This is a genomic window from Tenacibaculum profundi (genome assembly GCF_057162725.1).
In genome coordinates this window covers 2,168,301-2,185,176 of the sequence record NZ_CM169894.1, presented here as the reverse complement: position 1 = coordinate 2,185,176, position 16,876 = coordinate 2,168,301, and the positions used below count along the sequence as shown (strand labels likewise).

At 30.8% G+C, this 16,876-nt stretch carries 15 protein-coding genes; 9 read left to right on the top strand and 6 right to left on the bottom strand.

Annotation, left to right across the window (positions count from 1 at the left end):
- Window positions 1-195: 195 nt before the first annotated feature.
- Window positions 196-486 carry an HU family DNA-binding protein gene (locus tag AC2GW8_RS08885; RefSeq protein ID WP_408029324.1) on the bottom strand — a complete coding sequence of 97 codons (291 nt, stop codon included), beginning with the start codon at window positions 484-486 and terminating at the stop codon, window positions 196-198.
- 135 nt (window positions 487-621) lie between these two features.
- On the opposite strand from AC2GW8_RS08885, the gene mutY reads away from it, so the two are divergent.
- From mutY to gldD, 4 genes are all read left to right on the top strand, one after another.
- Complete coding sequence (gene mutY / locus AC2GW8_RS08880; RefSeq protein ID WP_440879520.1) at window positions 622-1,677, top strand: A/G-specific adenine glycosylase; 1,056 nt, start codon at window positions 622-624, stop codon at window positions 1,675-1,677.
- A gap of 70 nt (window positions 1,678-1,747) precedes the next feature.
- A complete protein-coding gene (locus tag AC2GW8_RS08875) occupies window positions 1,748-2,191 on the top strand; it encodes a single-stranded DNA-binding protein (protein WP_440879519.1) in 444 nt (147 codons plus the stop codon).
- Window positions 2,192-2,210: 19 nt separating this feature from the next.
- Window positions 2,211-3,512 carry a gliding motility-associated protein GldE gene (gldE, locus tag AC2GW8_RS08870; RefSeq protein ID WP_440879518.1) on the top strand — a complete coding sequence of 434 codons (1,302 nt, stop codon included), beginning with the start codon at window positions 2,211-2,213 and terminating at the stop codon, window positions 3,510-3,512.
- Entirely contained in the window at window positions 3,505-4,053 is a 549-nt protein-coding gene (gene gldD, locus AC2GW8_RS08865; RefSeq protein ID WP_440879517.1) for a gliding motility lipoprotein GldD, read from the top strand. The genes gldE and gldD overlap by 8 nt, the downstream gene beginning before the upstream one ends.
- 90 nt (window positions 4,054-4,143) lie before the next feature.
- On the opposite strand, the gene AC2GW8_RS08860 is transcribed toward gldD, so the two are convergent.
- Window positions 4,144-5,181 (bottom strand): COX15/CtaA family protein, encoded by a 1,038-nt coding sequence (locus AC2GW8_RS08860; RefSeq protein ID WP_440879516.1) that lies wholly within the window; start codon window positions 5,179-5,181, stop codon window positions 4,144-4,146.
- 195 nt (window positions 5,182-5,376) lie between these two features.
- Window positions 5,377-6,408, bottom strand: coding sequence for an oxygen-dependent tRNA uridine(34) hydroxylase TrhO (gene trhO, locus AC2GW8_RS08855; RefSeq protein WP_440879515.1), 1,032 nt, complete (start codon window positions 6,406-6,408; stop codon window positions 5,377-5,379).
- A gap of 268 nt (window positions 6,409-6,676) precedes the next feature.
- Between trhO and AC2GW8_RS08850 the strand changes: the two genes are divergently transcribed.
- Together AC2GW8_RS08850 and AC2GW8_RS08845 are read left to right on the top strand one after the other, a co-directional pair.
- Entirely contained in the window at window positions 6,677-7,684 is a 1,008-nt protein-coding gene (locus AC2GW8_RS08850) for an aspartate-semialdehyde dehydrogenase (protein ID WP_440879514.1), read from the top strand.
- 147 nt (window positions 7,685-7,831) lie between these two features.
- Complete coding sequence (locus AC2GW8_RS08845) at window positions 7,832-8,488, top strand: HD domain-containing protein (RefSeq protein ID WP_440879513.1); 657 nt, start codon at window positions 7,832-7,834, stop codon at window positions 8,486-8,488.
- Between the two features lie 314 nt (window positions 8,489-8,802).
- Here the strand turns inward: AC2GW8_RS08845 and AC2GW8_RS08840 are convergent, their stop codons facing one another.
- The 3 genes from AC2GW8_RS08840 to AC2GW8_RS08830 form a co-directional block, all read right to left on the bottom strand.
- Window positions 8,803-9,585 (bottom strand): enoyl-CoA hydratase/isomerase family protein, encoded by a 783-nt coding sequence (locus AC2GW8_RS08840; RefSeq protein ID WP_440879512.1) that lies wholly within the window; start codon window positions 9,583-9,585, stop codon window positions 8,803-8,805.
- Between the two features lie 31 nt (window positions 9,586-9,616).
- Complete coding sequence (locus AC2GW8_RS08835; RefSeq protein WP_440879511.1) at window positions 9,617-11,026, bottom strand: sensor histidine kinase; 1,410 nt, start codon at window positions 11,024-11,026, stop codon at window positions 9,617-9,619.
- A 303-nt stretch (window positions 11,027-11,329) separates the two neighbouring features.
- Window positions 11,330-12,481 carry a DNA polymerase III subunit gene (locus tag AC2GW8_RS08830; protein ID WP_440879510.1) on the bottom strand — a complete coding sequence of 384 codons (1,152 nt, stop codon included), beginning with the start codon at window positions 12,479-12,481 and terminating at the stop codon, window positions 11,330-11,332.
- Between the two features lie 214 nt (window positions 12,482-12,695).
- On the opposite strand from AC2GW8_RS08830, the gene AC2GW8_RS08825 reads away from it, so the two are divergent.
- From AC2GW8_RS08825 to AC2GW8_RS08815, 3 genes are all read left to right on the top strand, one after another.
- The gene (locus AC2GW8_RS08825; protein WP_440879509.1) at window positions 12,696-12,920 is read left to right on the top strand and encodes a FeoA family protein; all 225 of its coding nucleotides are present in this window, start codon (window positions 12,696-12,698) and stop codon (window positions 12,918-12,920) included.
- Window positions 12,921-12,925: 5 nt separating this feature from the next.
- A complete protein-coding gene (gene feoB, locus AC2GW8_RS08820; protein ID WP_440879508.1) occupies window positions 12,926-15,031 on the top strand; it encodes a ferrous iron transport protein B in 2,106 nt (701 codons plus the stop codon).
- A 967-nt stretch (window positions 15,032-15,998) separates the two neighbouring features.
- Complete coding sequence (locus AC2GW8_RS08815; RefSeq protein ID WP_440879507.1) at window positions 15,999-16,871, top strand: phage tail protein; 873 nt, start codon at window positions 15,999-16,001, stop codon at window positions 16,869-16,871.
- Window positions 16,872-16,876 lie beyond the last annotated feature (5 nt).

Here is a 16,876-nt window from a genome sequence, read left to right as displayed (position 1 = left end):
AAGCTAAATAAAGCAAACTGAAAAAGTAAGCGAAAGCTTACTTTTTCTTATGACGGTTTGCTCTTGCTCTTTTTTTTCTTTTGTGAGTAGAGATCTTAGCTCTCTTCCTTTTTTTACCGCTCGGCATATTTAAACTGGTTTAAAAAAAAATCTTTATTTTGATTTTTTGGTTAATAATTTATTTGCAAGATTGTATTACTTAACACTTACCTTAGTTTTTACTCCTTCTGTAAATACTTTTGAAGGTTTAAAAGCTGGAATATTGTGTGCAGGTATTTTTATGGTAGTGTTTTTCGAAATGTTTCTACCAGTCTTTTCAGCTCTTTTCTTAATTATAAAGCTTCCAAAACCTCTTAAGTAAACGTTGTCTCCATTTTCTAATGCGTCTTTAACTTCATCCATAAATGCTTCTACAGTCGCTAAAACATCTGCTTTTTCAATTCCACTTTTGTCTGAAATTTTAGATACGATATCTGCTTTTGTCATTATATAATATTTTTTTTATTTGTTTTCTGCGAAAATTGCGGAGGCAAAGATATGATAATTAATCTATTCCGGAAAAGGTTAAATTTAAAAAAAAACACCCAAATTACACTAACTTTGTTGGATTAATTTGATTAAATGTTTTTTGATAAAAAGTTAACCATCTGGTATTTACAAAATAAAAGAGACTTGCCTTGGAGAAAAACAAAAAACCCTTACAGCGTTTGGTTAAGCGAAATAATGCTTCAACAAACGCGAGTTTCCCAGGGTTTACCGTACTTCCAGCGATTTAAGGAAGCTTTTCCAACAGTGTTTGATTTGGCCAATGCAGAAGAAAGCACTGTGCTAAAACTTTGGCAAGGTTTGGGGTATTATTCTAGAGCCCGTAACTTACACCATACAGCAAAACATGTCGCTTACCAGTTAGATGGAGTATTTCCTTCCAATTATAAAGATTTGCTAAAATTAAAAGGAGTTGGGGAGTATACAGCTTCCGCAATTGCATCGATCTGCTTTGATGAGCCCGTGGCTGTTGTAGATGGAAATGTATATCGTGTACTTTCAAGAGTGTTTGGAATTCGTACACCGATTAATTCAGTGGCAGGAATAAAAGAGTTTAAAAATTTAGCGCAAAGTTTGCTTAGCAGGAATGAACCTGGTAATTATAATCAGGCGATAATGGATTTTGGCGCCCTGAATTGCAAACCACAAAAACCACTATGTGAAAACTGTTCACTTTCTGTTGAATGTATTGCTTTTAAGAATGACCTTGTTAAAGAATTACCAATTAAGGAGAAGAAGGTGAAAATTAGAAAGAGGTTTTTTAATTTTTTAGTTTTAAATACTGACGATGGTAAAACCATTTTAGAAGAGCGCAAAACAAAAGGGATCTGGCAAGGGCTTTATCAATTTCCACTTATTGAAACTAAGAAAATTATTAGTGCTGATGAGCTCGTTGAAAATTCATGCTTCAATCAAATGAATTTAGAAGGGTGTGTTATTAACAAGTTCAATAAAAAGACTATAATTCACAAACTCTCACACCAGCACTTACACACACAATTTTGGATTATTTCTGTAAATAGAAACGATCAAGCAAATTTGAATTGGTCGCAAATTTTAGAAAAACCAGTACCAGTTTTAATAGAAAAATTTATAGAGGAGTACAGAAAAACATTGGTACAAAAAGAATAATGTTATCATCCTTTAATTTATTAGAGAGTAAATTTTGTATCTTTGACTATAAAGAAAATATGTGTTGGCTATGGCAGGAACAGTGAATAAAGTAATTTTAATTGGGCATTTAGGAGATGAGGTTAAAATGCATTATTTTGAGGGAGGAAATTCGATTGGTCGTTTTCCAATAGCAACTAATGAAACGTATACTAATCGTCAATCAGGTGAAAGGGTTACAAATACCGAATGGCATAATATTGTTGTACGAAATAAATTAGCTGAAATATGTGAAAAATATCTTGTTAAAGGAGATAAAGTTTATGTTGAAGGAAGATTGAAAAATAGGCAATATGAAATAGATGGTCAAAAAAGATACACAACTGAGATTCATGTTCAGGACATGACATTCTTGTCAACAAAAAAAGACCCTAGTAATCCATCATCCAAGATGGACCAAAAAATTATACCAACTAGAACTAGAGATAATAGTATTTCATCAATTCCAAATGAAGACGATGATTTACCATTCTAGAATAATTAAATTATAAATTTTGGATTCAGAACCCGAACCGATTTCATTTTTACTATTAAATATAGATTGGATAATTGTTATTAAGCTAATTATACTAATTTTATTACTTCTTTGTTCAGCCTTAATATCAGGAGCAGAAATAGCTTTTTTCTCAATATCACAAACAGAAATTGATGATTTGAAAGAAAAAACAAAGGGAAAAAGCACAATTGTTAAACTACTGGATAGACCTAAGCGACTTTTAGGAACTATTTTGATTGCAAATAATTTTATAAATATTTTAATAGTCTTATTATTTGCTTCACTTGGAGAGTTTTTGCTGAAAGAGGTGTCAAAGGAGTTGAGATTCTTTGTTGAAGTTATTTTAGTAACTTTTTTGATTTTACTTTTTGGAGAGGTATTACCTAAAGTTTATGCAAATAGAAAGGCTTTAGTTTTTGCAAATATCATGGCAAAACCAGTAAACTTTTTAAGTAGATTACTGACTCCATTGAGTGTTCCTCTAATAAGAGTAACAGGTAGTATAGAAAATAAACTTGGAAATAAAAATAACAACTTGTCTGTTGAAAAACTATCACAGGCACTTGAATTAACTTCAAATAATTCAACATCAAAAGAAGAACAAAAAATTTTAGAAGGAATTGTTACATTCGGAAATACGGAAACTATCCAAATTATGAAGCCAAGAACAGATGTTTGTGCAATTTCTGAAGACACCAGTTATGAAGAAGTTTTGAAAATTATTTTGAAAAATGGTTATTCCAGAAATCCTGTTTATCAGGATAATATAGATAATATTATAGGTGTGCTGTATGCGAAAGATTTGCTAGTTCACTTAGATAAAATAAATTTTAAGTGGCAGAGTTTAGTTCGAAAACCTTTTTTTGTTCCTGAAAATAAGAAGTTAGATGATTTACTTAAAGAGTTTCAGGAAAAAAAGAATCATTTGGCAATTGTTGTTGACGAATATGGAGGTACAAGTGGTATTGTTACCTTGGAAGATGTGATAGAAGAGATTGTTGGGGATATAAACGATGAGTTTGATGATGATGATTTATTTTACTCTAGACTTGATGAGAATAATTATATTTTTGAGGGTAAAATTACTATTAAAGATTTTTGTAGAGTGATGGAAGATGATAACGAGGATCAATTTGAAAAAGAAAAGGGAGAAAGTGAAACGTTGGCGGGATTAATTTTAGAAGCATCAGGAAAGTTTCCAAAGAAAGGAGAGAAAATAAATTTTAGTAATTATACGTTTATAATTGAAGCGCTGGACAAGCGACGTATAAAGCAAGTAAAAGTTACCAGAAATGTATAAAATTATATTGTTGTTTGTAGCAACAATCTTAATAAGTTGTCGGGAAGATAATATTCCAAAGCAAAAAGCGTACTTAAGTTTAGAATATCCAAGTCAAAATTACCAAGATTTGGATGTTGACCGACCTTATGTATTCGAAATAGACGAAAATACCTCTGTCAAAGCATTGCCGAAGAATTGGTTAAAAATTGTATATCCTGGTTTAAAAGCTTCTGTTGATATCACATACAGACCGGTAAATAATAATTTAAAAGAATTATTTATGGAGGCTGAAAAGTTAGTTTTTGAACATACTGTAAAAGCAGATAACATAATTTGGAGAGATTTTTCTAATACAAATCATAAGGTATATGGAAAGTTATGTCAAATAGAGGGTAATGCCGCTTCTCAGGTTCAGTTTCATGCTACAGATAGCGCAAAGCATTTTATTAAAGGCGCCTTGTTTTTTTATGCTAAACCTAATTATGATTCGATTTTTCCAGCTGTCGAATATATTAAAAAAGACATGGTTAAAATGATGGAGAGTTTAAAATGGAGATAATAAAAAACGAGATAGAAATTTTATGTATTAATTTACCAAAACAACAATACGTAAAATTTTACAACTAGACTTCTTATCTTTTTAATAAAATCACATATTAGATTTACTTACCGATGACTTTTTGCTTTGTAACCAAAGATAAAATTGCATACCAAATAAAATAGCTCCAGCTAGTAAGTGTGTTGCTTGTGTACCTATTGGAAATTCAGCGTAATACATTAAAATACCCGTAATAGCCTCTAAGAATATTAAAAATATCACCCAATTAATAATATCATAACCTAAACTCTTGACTTGGTTTATATAGAATAGGCTTAAATTCACTAAGACAATGGCAATTGTAAAAGAGCGGTGAAAGTAAAACTTAAAGCTAGGGTTCATCAAACTGTATTGTTTATTTTCGAAGCCACTTAGTTTTATTTGTTCATCTATAAATTGACGAACCTGTGTTCCTAGTGCTATTTGAATTAAAGAAAAAATAACTGATATAATAAGTAATTTGTTGAATAAGTTATCGTATTTTCTATAGTTTTTTTCAGTGTCTTTGACGATGAAATGAAGCCATAATAGGATCGCTATTATAAGCAAACCAACAATCATGTGTATTGTTATAACAGTCGGTTTTAAATTGGTGTCTACTACAGTTTTACCAAGCCAAGCTTCAAAAAGCATGAAAAAAAATGCGATGTATGTTAGTATTGGGATAGATTTATTTTCTTTCCAGAATTTTGAGGCAGCATAAATTAAAAAAAGAAATACGAAGCCAGATAATACAGATGCTAATCGATTAACATACTCAGTCCATGTATGGTATTTATTAAATTTAGCGTAATTATGTTTAGTATATTTTTTCCAGTTTGATAGGCTGAATTCTTTTCCAGTTTTTAAGTTGTTTTGAGCAACGAATAACGTCTTGTCTTTTACGATAATCATTCCTTTTTTATAAAATGAGTTTGGTTGCCAAGTAATTTGTTTTTCAGAAGTGGGAGGAATGTAGTATCCAAAACATTTTGGCCAATCAGGACATCCCATTCCAGAACCAGTCATTCGGACAATTGAGCCTGCTAAAAAAATTAAATAAACAGATATGATTGAAATTTTAACAATTAAAGGAAATCGCTTCTTCACAAGAAAAAAAGTATTATTAAACTATCGAAATACACACTATTGTGCTATAACAAAGGTAAAAAAAACTAAAGCAAAATGTATTTATATTAATTCTAATTAAAAGTAAATAATTAATCAAGAGCCAAAAGCTCTTGATTATTTTAATACAAATTCATAGCGTATGAGCTCTAATTTTAATACGTTGATTTTAAATCTTTATTTTTTGTATTTTAAAACCTCAGAACGCCCCTTTTTAAAAATTTTATTGCTAGCGTGCTTCCCCTTTCTAATTTCTTTTTGTTTCTCATAAGGAAGCTGAATAATATCTTGACATTCTTGAGAACAAGTATTGTCAGTTTTTGTTTTACAGTCATCACATTGGATAAACAATAAATGACATCCTTCGTTTGCACAATTCGTGTGTGTGTCACAAGGTTTTCCACATTGATGACAATTTGAGATGATATCGTCTGAAATTCGTTCAGCACGTCTGTGATCAAAAACAAAGTTTTTTCCTAAAAATTTATTTTCAAGTTCTTCTTCTTTAACTTGACGCGTATATTCAATAATTCCTCCTTCAAGTTGAAATACGTTTTTAAACCCTTTATGTTTGTAATAAGCGGAAGCTTTCTCGCATCTAATTCCACCAGTACAATACATTAAAAGATTTTTATCTTCTTTATGGTCTTTTAAGTCTTCTTCAATAATGTCCAAAGAGTCTCTAAAAGTATCAACATCTGGAGTAATAGCTCCATCAAAATGTCCAATTTCACTTTCATAATGATTTCTCATATCCACACAAACAGTTTTAGGATCTGCTAGCATTTCGTTAAACTCTTTAGCCGATAAGTGAACACCTTTATCAGTTACATCAAATGTTTCATCATTTAATCCATCTGCAACAATCTTATCACGAACTTTTACTTTGAGTTTCAAGAACGATTTGTTGTCTTGCTCAACCGCCACATTCAAACGGATATCTTTCAAGAATGAAATATTATCTAATTGCTCTTTTAGTTCTAAGAACTTCTTTGCTGAAATAGAAATTTGAGCATTAATACCTTCATAAGAAACATAAGTTCTTCCTAAAATACCTAGTTTATTCCATTCAATAAATAATTTATTTCTGAAAAGGGTTGGGTTTTGTATTTTGTGATATTGATAAAAAGAAATGGTAAGACGGTCTTCTCCCGCTTCGTCAATTAATTTTGCGCGTTCTTGTGCGCTTAACTTGTTGTACAGTTGCATGCTATACTTTTTAAAGTTAAACAAAATTTTGGGTGTTTAAAAAAACGAGCCAAAGGTACTGATTTTCTGAACTGATTGTTTAAAATAAGACGATTAATTTCTTTTTTGATAAGATTTTAAACTTAGCTTAAAAAAAAATAGATTATTCATACAAGTATAGCGAATTTTTTAAACCTTTGTAATTATATGTTTATAACAAGTCAAACTAGAAAAGAAACCTTTGTTTTTTTAAAAAGGTTTTGTTTGATTATTAAAAGAATTAATAAAAATGAAAGTAGCGGTCGTAGGTGCTACCGGAATGGTAGGTAATGTAATGTTACAGGTGTTAGCTGAAAGAAATTTTCCAGTAACAGAGTTAATCCCTGTTGCTTCTGAACGTTCAGTTGGAAATCAAATAGAATTTAACGGAACCAATTATACAGTTGTTGGTTTAGAAACAGCAGTTTCTATGAAGCCAGATATAGCCTTATTTTCAGCAGGAGGAAACACATCATTGGAGTGGGCCCCAAAATTTGCAGAAGTAGGAACTACGGTGATTGATAATTCTTCAGCTTGGAGAATGGATCCAACAAAGAAATTAATAGTTCCAGAGATTAATGCAACAGAATTAACAGAAAATGATAAAATAATTGCAAATCCGAATTGTTCTACAATTCAAATGGTATTAGCACTAGCTCCCTTGCACCAAAAATACAAGATTAATAGAATTGTGGTATCTACTTATCAATCGATAACAGGTACAGGGGTAAAAGCAGTACGACAGTTAGAAAATGAATCAAAAGGGATTGAAGGAGATGCTGCTTATCCTTATCAAATTCATAAAAATGCATTACCGCACTGTGATGTTTTTGAAGAGGCTGGTTATACCAAGGAGGAACTGAAATTGGTTCGAGAGACCCATAAAATTTTAAATGATCCAACTATAGGGGTCACTGCCACTGCTGTTAGAATACCAGTTGTCGGTGGACATTCAGAAGCTGTTAATTTGGAGTTCGATACTAATTATGATATTGAAGATATCAGAAAAATTCTTTCTAGTACAGATGGTGTTATTGTTCAGGATGATATTGAAAACAATCAATACCCAATGCCCTTCTTTGCAGAAGGTAAAGATGAAGTTTTCGTTGGAAGAATTAGAAGAGACTTATCAAGGGAAAATGCTTTAAATATGTGGATTGTTGCAGATAACTTAAGAAAAGGGGCAGCAACAAATACAATTCAGATAGCTGAATATTTAGTGACTAATAAACTAATAAAAAACAATGTATTAGCATAGTTCAAAAAATATAAAAACTATTATAAAGTCTTGGGTTATATTGCCCAAGGCTTTTTGTTTTATGCTAAATTCGAATTTATCTTCTTCGCGTAAACAATTCTATAGCTTAAAAAATCACAAATTGTGGGGATTTGATATTTTTGTAAAATGGATGAAAATATAATAATAGAAAACACAAAACTTTTTGTAAAAAAAACATTAATCGGAGCAGAAAGTGGGCATGATTTTTTTCATGCTGAACGTGTTTATAAAAACTCATTGACCATAGCGAAAAAAGAAAATGTAAATGAGTTTATAGTAGGTTTAGGAGCTTTACTTCATGATATTGCTGATAGTAAATTTTATGAGGGAGATGAAACCATAGGGCCAAAGAAAGCAAGGCTCTTTATGGAAGATCAGCATGTAGACAAGCCAGTAATCGACCATGTTGTAAAAATTATAGAGAATATCTCATTTAAAGGTGGAAATTTCGTGCAAAATTTTAAATCTTCTGAGTTGGATGTTATTCAAGATGCAGACCGATTAGATGCAATAGGAGCTATTGGTATTGCGAGGTGTTTTAATTATGGAGGATATAAAAATAGAGAGCTTTACAATCCTGATATTTCGCCAAAATTAGAAATGAATAAAGAAGAATATAAAAAATCTGAAGCTCCTACGATTAATCACTTTTACGAGAAATTATTATTATTAAAAGACCGAATGAATACAAAAACTGGAAAAGAAATGGCGCTTAAGAGGCATCAATATATGGAAGGTTTTTTGAAACAATTTTACAAAGAATGGAGTGGTGAATTTTGTTAAATTAGCATTAAATCATCATAAATTTTATGTTAAATTTTGATTTTTCACAAAATAACATTATGTTTGAAACATATTCCCAAGAAAAATCTTTTTTTCCCCTTATTAAAGAATAGCATTTAAATACATAGTTTAAGTGCTATTTTTGGTTGTAAGATACTAATCGTTCTGTAATACAGGCAACTATTGTATTGTTAACGAATTTTATAATAATTTAATTAATAAGTGTTATTAATTAAAAAATAAACTTTTAGTTTGATGATATTAAATCATTAAAACCGATTTAATATCATCATGGTTTATTAGTGAAAAATCTTTTAAATTCCTGGAAAATTAGGAGTTCTTTTTTCTAAAAAAGCAGTCGTGCCTTCTTTAAAATCTTCCGTATCAAAGCTAGCACCAAAAACTTCAATTTCGGTTTCATAACCATTAATTCCGTCCTTAAAGTTATCATTAATTGCTTTGATCGCTGAACCAATAGCAACAGATGAATTCTTCATAATTTTTGAAGCTAATTTTTCTGCTAGAGATAATAATTCATCTTGAGAAGTGATGTGATTTACAAGTCCATAATCTTTTGCTTCAACTGCGTCAATCATACTTGCTGTCATTATTAATTCCATGGCTTTACCTTTTCCTATTAGCTGAGGCAAACGTTGCGTTCCTCCATAGCCAGGAATAACTCCAAGAGAAACTTCGGGAAGTCCCATTTTTGCATTATTAGAAGCTATTCTGAAATGACAAGCCATTGCAAGTTCCAAACCACCACCTAACGCAAAACCGTTTACAGCTGCAATTACTGGTGTTGAGAGATTTTCTATATAATTAAATAATATTTCTTGCCCTCTTCTCGCTAGGGAAGCACCTTCATTAGAGGAAAAATTAGCAAATTCCGAAATATCTGCACCTGCTACAAATGCCTTTTCACCGTTTCCTGTAATAATAATTACTTTGATATTTGAGTCATCTTCTAATGTTTCAAAAGCTATATGAAGTTCCTCTATAGTTTTTTTATTTAATGCATTTAACTTTTTTGGTCTATTAATAAAAATAGTAGCTAATTTATCTTTTTGTTTAATTAAAATATTTTCGAAATTCATGTTTAGTTTATTTTTCAATTTAGTTCAATCACTATGTTTTCGGTAAAATTACGTTAAAAACCGTTCCTATATTTTTTGTAGAGGTAAAATTAATAGAGCCATCATAAGTCTCAATTATTTTTTTTACCATAGGAAGCCCTAGTCCCATTCCACTAGTTTTTGTAGTAAATTTAGGTTCAAATACTAGCTCTTTATTCTGATCTAAAATTCCTTTTCCGTTATCTGAAACAGAAATTTTAATACTATTCCCTTCAGAGGTGACCTTAACTTCTATTTTAGGAATGGTTCCATCATTTCGCATTGCTTGCGTTGCGTTTTTAACTAAGTTAGTTACAATTCGTATTAGTTGTGTTTTATCTAAACTAGCATACAGCTCAGTTTCTTCAGAAATATATTCAATATAATCCTCGGTAAAAATATCCAAAGCATGTTTCACAACATCATGCACGTTTAATTTTTCTCTATTTTGTTTTGGCATTTTAGCAAAATCAGAGAAAGCCGAAGCAATAGAGCTTAAAACATCAATTTGTTGAATAAGTGTTTGACTATATTCAGCAACTTTTTCTTTAATATTAGATTCTTCTGGATCGAATTTTCTTTCAAAACTTTGTACAGTAAGTCGCATGGGAGTAAGAGGGTTTTTGATTTCATGAGCAACTTGTTTTGCCATTTCTTTCCATGCTTCTTCACGTTCACTTTTTGCTAGTTTTATAGCGCTTTCTTCAAGTTGATCAATCATATTGTTATATGATTTAACAAGAGCGATAATCTCAGAGCTCGCCGCATTTAGAATTATTTTTTCGTTACGTTGGTTAAGTCTAGTTTCTTCGATTTTTTCAGCAATGGTTTTAATTGACCTAGTGATGTAACTTGAAAGAAAGTAGGCTAGAACAATGGCTAGTACTAACATTAAACCGTATACCAATGATAGTCTAGATAAAAATTCTTCAAGCTCTTTTTTTTGATTTGAATTATCTTGGGCAATACGAAGCTCTAGAATACCTATTCTTTTAAATCGAGCGTCATTAATATATGCAAAAGAAGACTGGTGTTTTAAGCCATCAATAACAGTATCTTTAACAATCCTATGGTTCGAATTAATTGCGAGATTTTTTAGTGTTTTTTTAGGTAAAGGAATTTCTTTCGCCCTATCAAAGTTGTATGGAATTGATGACTTAAGTAATTTTCCGTCCATGTCATACATTGAAATAGTTAGTTTATGTATGGAAGCAATCTCATAAATTTTATCTTGAAATATTTTTGATAGATTTTCAGATGTAACAGGATAGGTTGTTTTGCCAAGTTCAATACGAACATTATGTACCGTAGCAGATTCTTTTCTGCCAAAACGTAATTCATTATAATCTTTTGTTTGCTCTTCGTATTGGTGCACGGTTATATAAACGATAAGCATTGATGTAAAAAATAACAATACTATCATTGATAGGAATATTCGTGTCTTTAAGGAAATATTATTAAAAAATGTCAACTTTAGAGGGCTTTTAGTATTTTGTTCTATATCTTAATTTTACAACGTATTTATTTAAGATTTTTAAAAATTAGTGTTGTTGCAAATATATTTATTGAAGTAAGGATTATGATTAAATTAAACTTACTTAAAATGATTAATTGCATTTTATCTAATTACTCTAAATCAAAAACTGAACCGATTTGCATCGGATAAACTTTTATAACTCTATTACATTAGTTCATAAAAAGGATTGTGATAATACATTTAAATAATTTAATTACTAATAGTATCTTCTTTTGTATGTAATAGACGCGTTAGTTTAATGGATAAATCTAATAAAATTATTTTAGGATTTCCATTTCTTTCAATATGATATTGTGCATCACTTATTTCTTTTTCAATGAGAAGTATGTTTCCGCTATGAATAAAGGGAGCAAATTTTGATAACTGAAAGTTAAGTGATTTTGTTTCTAAAAAGACGAGATCTGATGCGCCGTAGTTTAAAAGAAGAGCTTGTCTAAAAAACTGTGAGCAATATTTAAGAAATTGTTTTTGAGTTTCTCTTCCAGATTTTGCAATGACATCTGACCATTCAATTAAATCTTGAATAACAGCTGCATTTCCTTTAGCTTTAAAAGCAGTTCTGATCCATGTTATAAACCATTGCTCATACACTTGATCATTTGAATCGTTATGATATAGATGAAGTGCTTTGTTATAATTACCTTCAGATTGATGAGCAATTCTAAGTGCTTCATTTTTTTCAACACTTTCTCTTTCAACAAGGGCGGTTACAATGTTTTTCTCATTTAATAAAGGAAAATGTAATGCTTGACATCTTGATTTAATAGTGTTTATTATCTGACCCTCATCTTCAGTAACTAATAAAAAAATTGTTTTGCTAGGGGGTTCTTCAATAAGTTTTAAAAGTTTATTAGAAGCAGCAGTATTCATTTTTTCCGCCATCCAAATAATCATTATTTTAAAACCACCTTCATAAGATTTTAAATGAAGTTTTTTTACAATTTCTTCAGCTTCATCAACCCCGATTTGCCCTTGCTTGTTTTCAACCCCTATGTACTGAAGCCAGTTGTATAAGCTTCCGTAAGGTTGTTTACTAACAAAGTAGCGCCATTCTTCAAGAAAAAGATTACTTATAGGGTGACTTTTTACAGAGTTTGTAGTGGTTACAGGAAAAGCAAAATGTAAATCTGGATGCTGAAGCTTCTCACATTTAATTCTGCAAGCCTCTGGTTTATCTGAAAAACTACATAAAACATGTTGTGCATATGCAATAGCCGTAGCTAAACAACCAGTACCTTCTTTTCCAATAAATAATTGTGCATGAGGAATCCTATTGTTACTAGAAGATTTTTTCAAATGTTCTTTGATATGTTCTTGTCCTATAATACTATCAAAAGTCATATTGCAAATATACAGTTTAGACAAAAGTTTACATAGTTTTTAAAAAATCAATTCGATGTTTTTAAAAAAGTATCTATAAGGTTTTTTTCAAATGATTTTATTTAAAAGTGTAACATAAAAATAGCTTTTTAGTTTTCAAAGAAGCTTTGTCTTTGTACTTTCAGTTTAGAATAGTTCTATTTTAGTATATTTGCATGTTAACACATTATTTTTTTTGAGTACAATCGCATCACTACAAATCGGGGAAAAGGGAATTGTATCTGAGGAATGTTTAGATCGGATACCATTAAAACTATTAGAAATGGGTTGCTTGCCAGGAGCTGAAGTTCAATTATTACAGGTTGCCCCCCTGAAGGATCCTATATATATATGTATTAATGGAAGTTACTTAGCAATTCGTAAAAAACTAGCTGATCAAATTTTAGTTACCAAAATCTGAAAATAATGGCTCAAAAGTTAAAAGTAAGTTTAATTGGAAATCCTAATACAGGAAAAACATCATTGTTTAATGAATTAACTGGTTTGAACCAAAAAGTAGGAAACTATCCAGGGGTTACGGTTGATAAAAGACAAGGAACAGCTAAGTTAGATAATGATATTGTTGCTTTAGTTACTGATTTGCCAGGGACTTATAGTGTTAATCCGACTTCATTAGATGAGAGTATTGTACTAAAAAACTTGTTAAAAGATAATTCAGAAGATTTACCAGATGTTATTGTTGTAGTAGCAGATGTTGAAAATTTAAAAAGAAATTTGCTTTTGTTTTCTCAGGTACAAGATTTTAATATACCTGTTGTTCTTGCTATTAACATGGCAGATCAAATGCAGAAGAAAGGGATTTCTATTAATATTCAAGAGTTAGAAAAAGAATTAGAAACTAAAGTTATTTTAATTTCGGTTAGAACTAAAGAAGGAATTAGTGAGCTTAAAAGTACTATTGCAAATTTTTCAGACCTTAAAGCGAATACAAACTTTAAAAGTTTTTGCGAAAGAATTGATTCTTCCTACTTTGCTTCGCTGAAAAAAATAAGCAACCGTTTTTCGGTATATCAGTTATGGTTAATTCTGACTAAGAACCATGATATATTATTATTATCTGATGAGATTGAGGCGTTAAAACAGTTTGAAAAAGATGTTTCACTACATAAGAGATACCAGCACAAGGAAACTATATACCGTTACCAGAAAATTAATGAAATTTTAAAAAGAACGTATTCTGTAAATAAGGAAAAAGCTTCAGACTTAAGAAGTAAGCTTGATCGTGTTTTTACACATAAATTTGCCGGATACGCCATATTTTTCGCGTTACTTCTTTTGATTTTTCAATCTATATTTGATTGGGCATCTGCACCAATGGACTTTATCGACGAGTTATTTGCAGAGATAGTTACTTACTTAAAAGGAGTTATGCCTGAAGGAATGTTTACCGACTTACTTATTGAAGGTATTGTTCCTGGTATTGGAGGAGTTGTGATTTTTATACCACAGATAGCTATTCTGTTTTTATTTATAGCCATACTTGAAGAGACAGGTTATATGAGTAGGGTGGTCTTCTTAATGGATAAAATTATGCGACGGTTTGGAATGAATGGAAAAAGTGTAATTCCTTTAATTTCAGGAACAGCATGTGCCATTCCTGCAGTCATGGCTACTAGAACAATTTCTAGTTGGAAAGAGCGATTGATCACCATTTTGGTAACTCCATTTACAACTTGTTCAGCAAGATTGCCAGTATATGCCATTATAATAGCTTTGATAATTCCTGAAAAGAAGATTCTCGGTGTGTTTAATTTACAGGGGCTTACGTTACTCAGTCTTTACATATTAGGTTTTGCTGTGGCTGTTTTCGCGGCATTTCTTTTACATAAACAGCTTAAAATTAAAAATGACAGTCTTTTTGTTGTGGAGATGCCAGATTACAATATACCATCTTTTAAAAATGTTTTTTTGGAGGTTTTTGAAAAAACTAAAACGTTTGTTTTTGACGCCGGTAAAATTATTTTAGCAATTTCTGTAATTCTTTGGTTTTTAGCCTCTCATGGGCCTTCTTCTTTTGATAATGTTGAACAAATAGTAAGTGCGCAGTATCCTAAAAATATGATTTCACAGGAAGAATTAGATAAAAAGATAGCAGCGTCTAAGTTGGAAAATTCTTATATTGGTATTATGGGTAAAACCATAGAGCCAATAGTAACGCCATTGGGCTATGACTGGAAAATAGGTATTGGTTTAATTACTTCATTTGCAGCACGAGAGGTTTTTATAGGAACGCTAGCTACAATTTATAGTGTTGGAAATAATGATGAAGACACCACAACAATTAAAGAAAAGATGGCGATGGAGATAAATGCTAATACGGGTAAAAAACGATTTAATTTTGCAACAGGTGTTTCTTTATTGCTGTTTTACGCCTTTGCTATGCAATGTATGGCAACATTAGCGGTAGTAAAACGCGAAACTAAAAGTTGGAAATGGCCTCTACTACAGTTGGTGGGAATGGGAGTTCTGGCGTATCTATCTGCTTTAATATTTTATCAAATTTTGAGGTAATGCAAGAAGTACTATCATATATAACCGTTGCGCTCGCTGTGCTTTTTTTAATTAGAAAATTTTTCTTCAAAGCAAAGAAAAATAATAATTGTGACAAAGGATGTGGATGCGGGTGATACGTAAATTTTTAATTTAAAAAACTCTGTTTTAGAGGGGGGTAGTGAAAAAACAATAGCTCTTTTGTAATACGTATTGAGTGAAGTGATTATATTAAACTTAGTTTTACAGATATTTTTTTGCACCGCAAAGCCAACTGAATTTTATATTTAGTAAAAATGTAATATTTCCTTTATTTCATGTTTACGGACATAAAAATCTAACAATGTTATTTTAAAATTAAGTTGATTTTTTAAGTTTTGGAAGCATTTATTGACCATAAATTGTTTTAAATAAAAAGGAAAAAAGTATACAAACTAAAAATAAATTATAGTTAAAACCTCTTAAAAGGTAGATAATGTCTGTGTTTGTTACTAAAACAAAAAATTGTTTTATTGTTCAATTTAATTTTTATAATTTTGTCGCAACAAACTGATAGAGAGCTTTTATACGCTGTTTTAAAATTCAGCAAATTTTTTAACTTATGTTTGTTAAAAAACGAGTTAAGCAACATGGCAAAATCCCTAAAATGTTCCTGATGCTAATTAACGTTTTGAGAGTGAATAATTTAAATATTAATATAGAGTAGATTCTTACTCTGTATATAAAAAATCAATAAGACTTAGTTCCCCCCGACTATAAGGCTTTTGCCCCTTGTATGAGGGTTTAGTGCTTTTTTTTATTTCAAGTGAAATTAAGAGGAGGTTCAATTTTTTTGTACGCTTTTAACAAAAAGTATAAATGAGAAACGTCTAAAAAAATCAATTAACTCTATTCAAAAATAAGAAAAAGTAAAGAAAATAAAAAAGCCAGAAATAAGAATTAACAATAAGTTAACGATAGAATAAAATAAATAATTAAACAAGAGAACATGAGAAGATTAATTACTTTCGTAATCACTTTACTTTTTTTTACATTACAAGCGCAAAATAAGCAAGAAGGGCTTGCAGTACAGGGTATTGCAAGAGATCCAGGCACTGGCTCTGTAAGAGCAAATCAAAAAATTACTCTAACATTTGATTTATATTATCTTGACAATGGTGTGCCAGAGAGTACTTTGGTGAGAGATACAGAAGTTACTACAGACGCTTTTGGGGTATTTTCTCAAGTTTTAGAGTTAGATTCAAATATTGAAAGTATTTTATCCCAACATAAGCATTTCTTAAAAATTAGTGAAGGGTCAAAATTAATTTCTAATGAGGTTTTTAAAGATGTACCTTATGCTTTATCGGCCGCTAATGGAGTGCCCACTGGAAGTATTATGCCCTTTATGGGTAAAGAAGCACCTAAAGGGTGGTTGTTATGCGATGGAAGACCTTTACCCAATGAACCATATGCAAGGCCTTTAAAATCTATATTAGGATCGAATACAACTCCAGATTTGAGAGGGATGTTTTTAAGAGGTACAGGAACATCAACGGTTAATGGTCAGGAAGGACCTGAAGTTGGAGATACTCAAGACTCTCAAAATAAAAGCCATAATCATGGTTCAGGAAATCTAGTAGCTAATAGTGCTGGAAACCATAGGCATCAAGTTAAACATATTTTTGAATGGGCTTCGGCAGCTGGTAATGATGGAAGTAGTACAAAAAACCTTTCAGGAAATGATAGGGATGGTGATCACACTAAAACTTCGGCATTCAGTGGTGAACATAGGCACTCGATTTCAGGAAATACAGACTTTCACGGAGGCAATGAATCCCGTCCAGTTAACTATGGTGTTAACTATATTATAAAATTATAAGCTAC

Bases quoted from the DNA above. Each gene is read 5' to 3' on its own strand.
- AC2GW8_RS08815 (WP_440879507.1), top strand. From the start codon at position 15,999: ATGAGAAGATTAATTACTTTCGTAATCACTTTACTTTTTTTTACATTA.
- mutY (WP_440879520.1), top strand. From the start codon at position 622: ATGTTTTTTGATAAAAAGTTAACCATCTGGTATTTACAAAATAAAAGA.
- gldD (WP_440879517.1), top strand. From the start codon at position 3,505: ATGTATAAAATTATATTGTTGTTTGTAGCAACAATCTTAATAAGTTGT.
- AC2GW8_RS08845 (WP_440879513.1), top strand. From the start codon at position 7,832: ATGGATGAAAATATAATAATAGAAAACACAAAACTTTTTGTAAAAAAA.
- AC2GW8_RS08835 (WP_440879511.1), bottom strand. From the start codon at position 11,026: ATGATAGTATTGTTATTTTTTACATCAATGCTTATCGTTTATATAACC.
- AC2GW8_RS08840 (WP_440879512.1), bottom strand. From the start codon at position 9,585: ATGAATTTCGAAAATATTTTAATTAAACAAAAAGATAAATTAGCTACT.
- trhO (WP_440879515.1), bottom strand. From the start codon at position 6,408: ATGCAACTGTACAACAAGTTAAGCGCACAAGAACGCGCAAAATTAATT.
- AC2GW8_RS08875 (WP_440879519.1), top strand. From the start codon at position 1,748: ATGGCAGGAACAGTGAATAAAGTAATTTTAATTGGGCATTTAGGAGAT.
- AC2GW8_RS08850 (WP_440879514.1), top strand. From the start codon at position 6,677: ATGAAAGTAGCGGTCGTAGGTGCTACCGGAATGGTAGGTAATGTAATG.
- feoB (WP_440879508.1), top strand. From the start codon at position 12,926: ATGGCTCAAAAGTTAAAAGTAAGTTTAATTGGAAATCCTAATACAGGA.
- AC2GW8_RS08830 (WP_440879510.1), bottom strand. From the start codon at position 12,481: ATGACTTTTGATAGTATTATAGGACAAGAACATATCAAAGAACATTTG.
- AC2GW8_RS08885 (WP_408029324.1), bottom strand. From the start codon at position 486: ATGACAAAAGCAGATATCGTATCTAAAATTTCAGACAAAAGTGGAATT.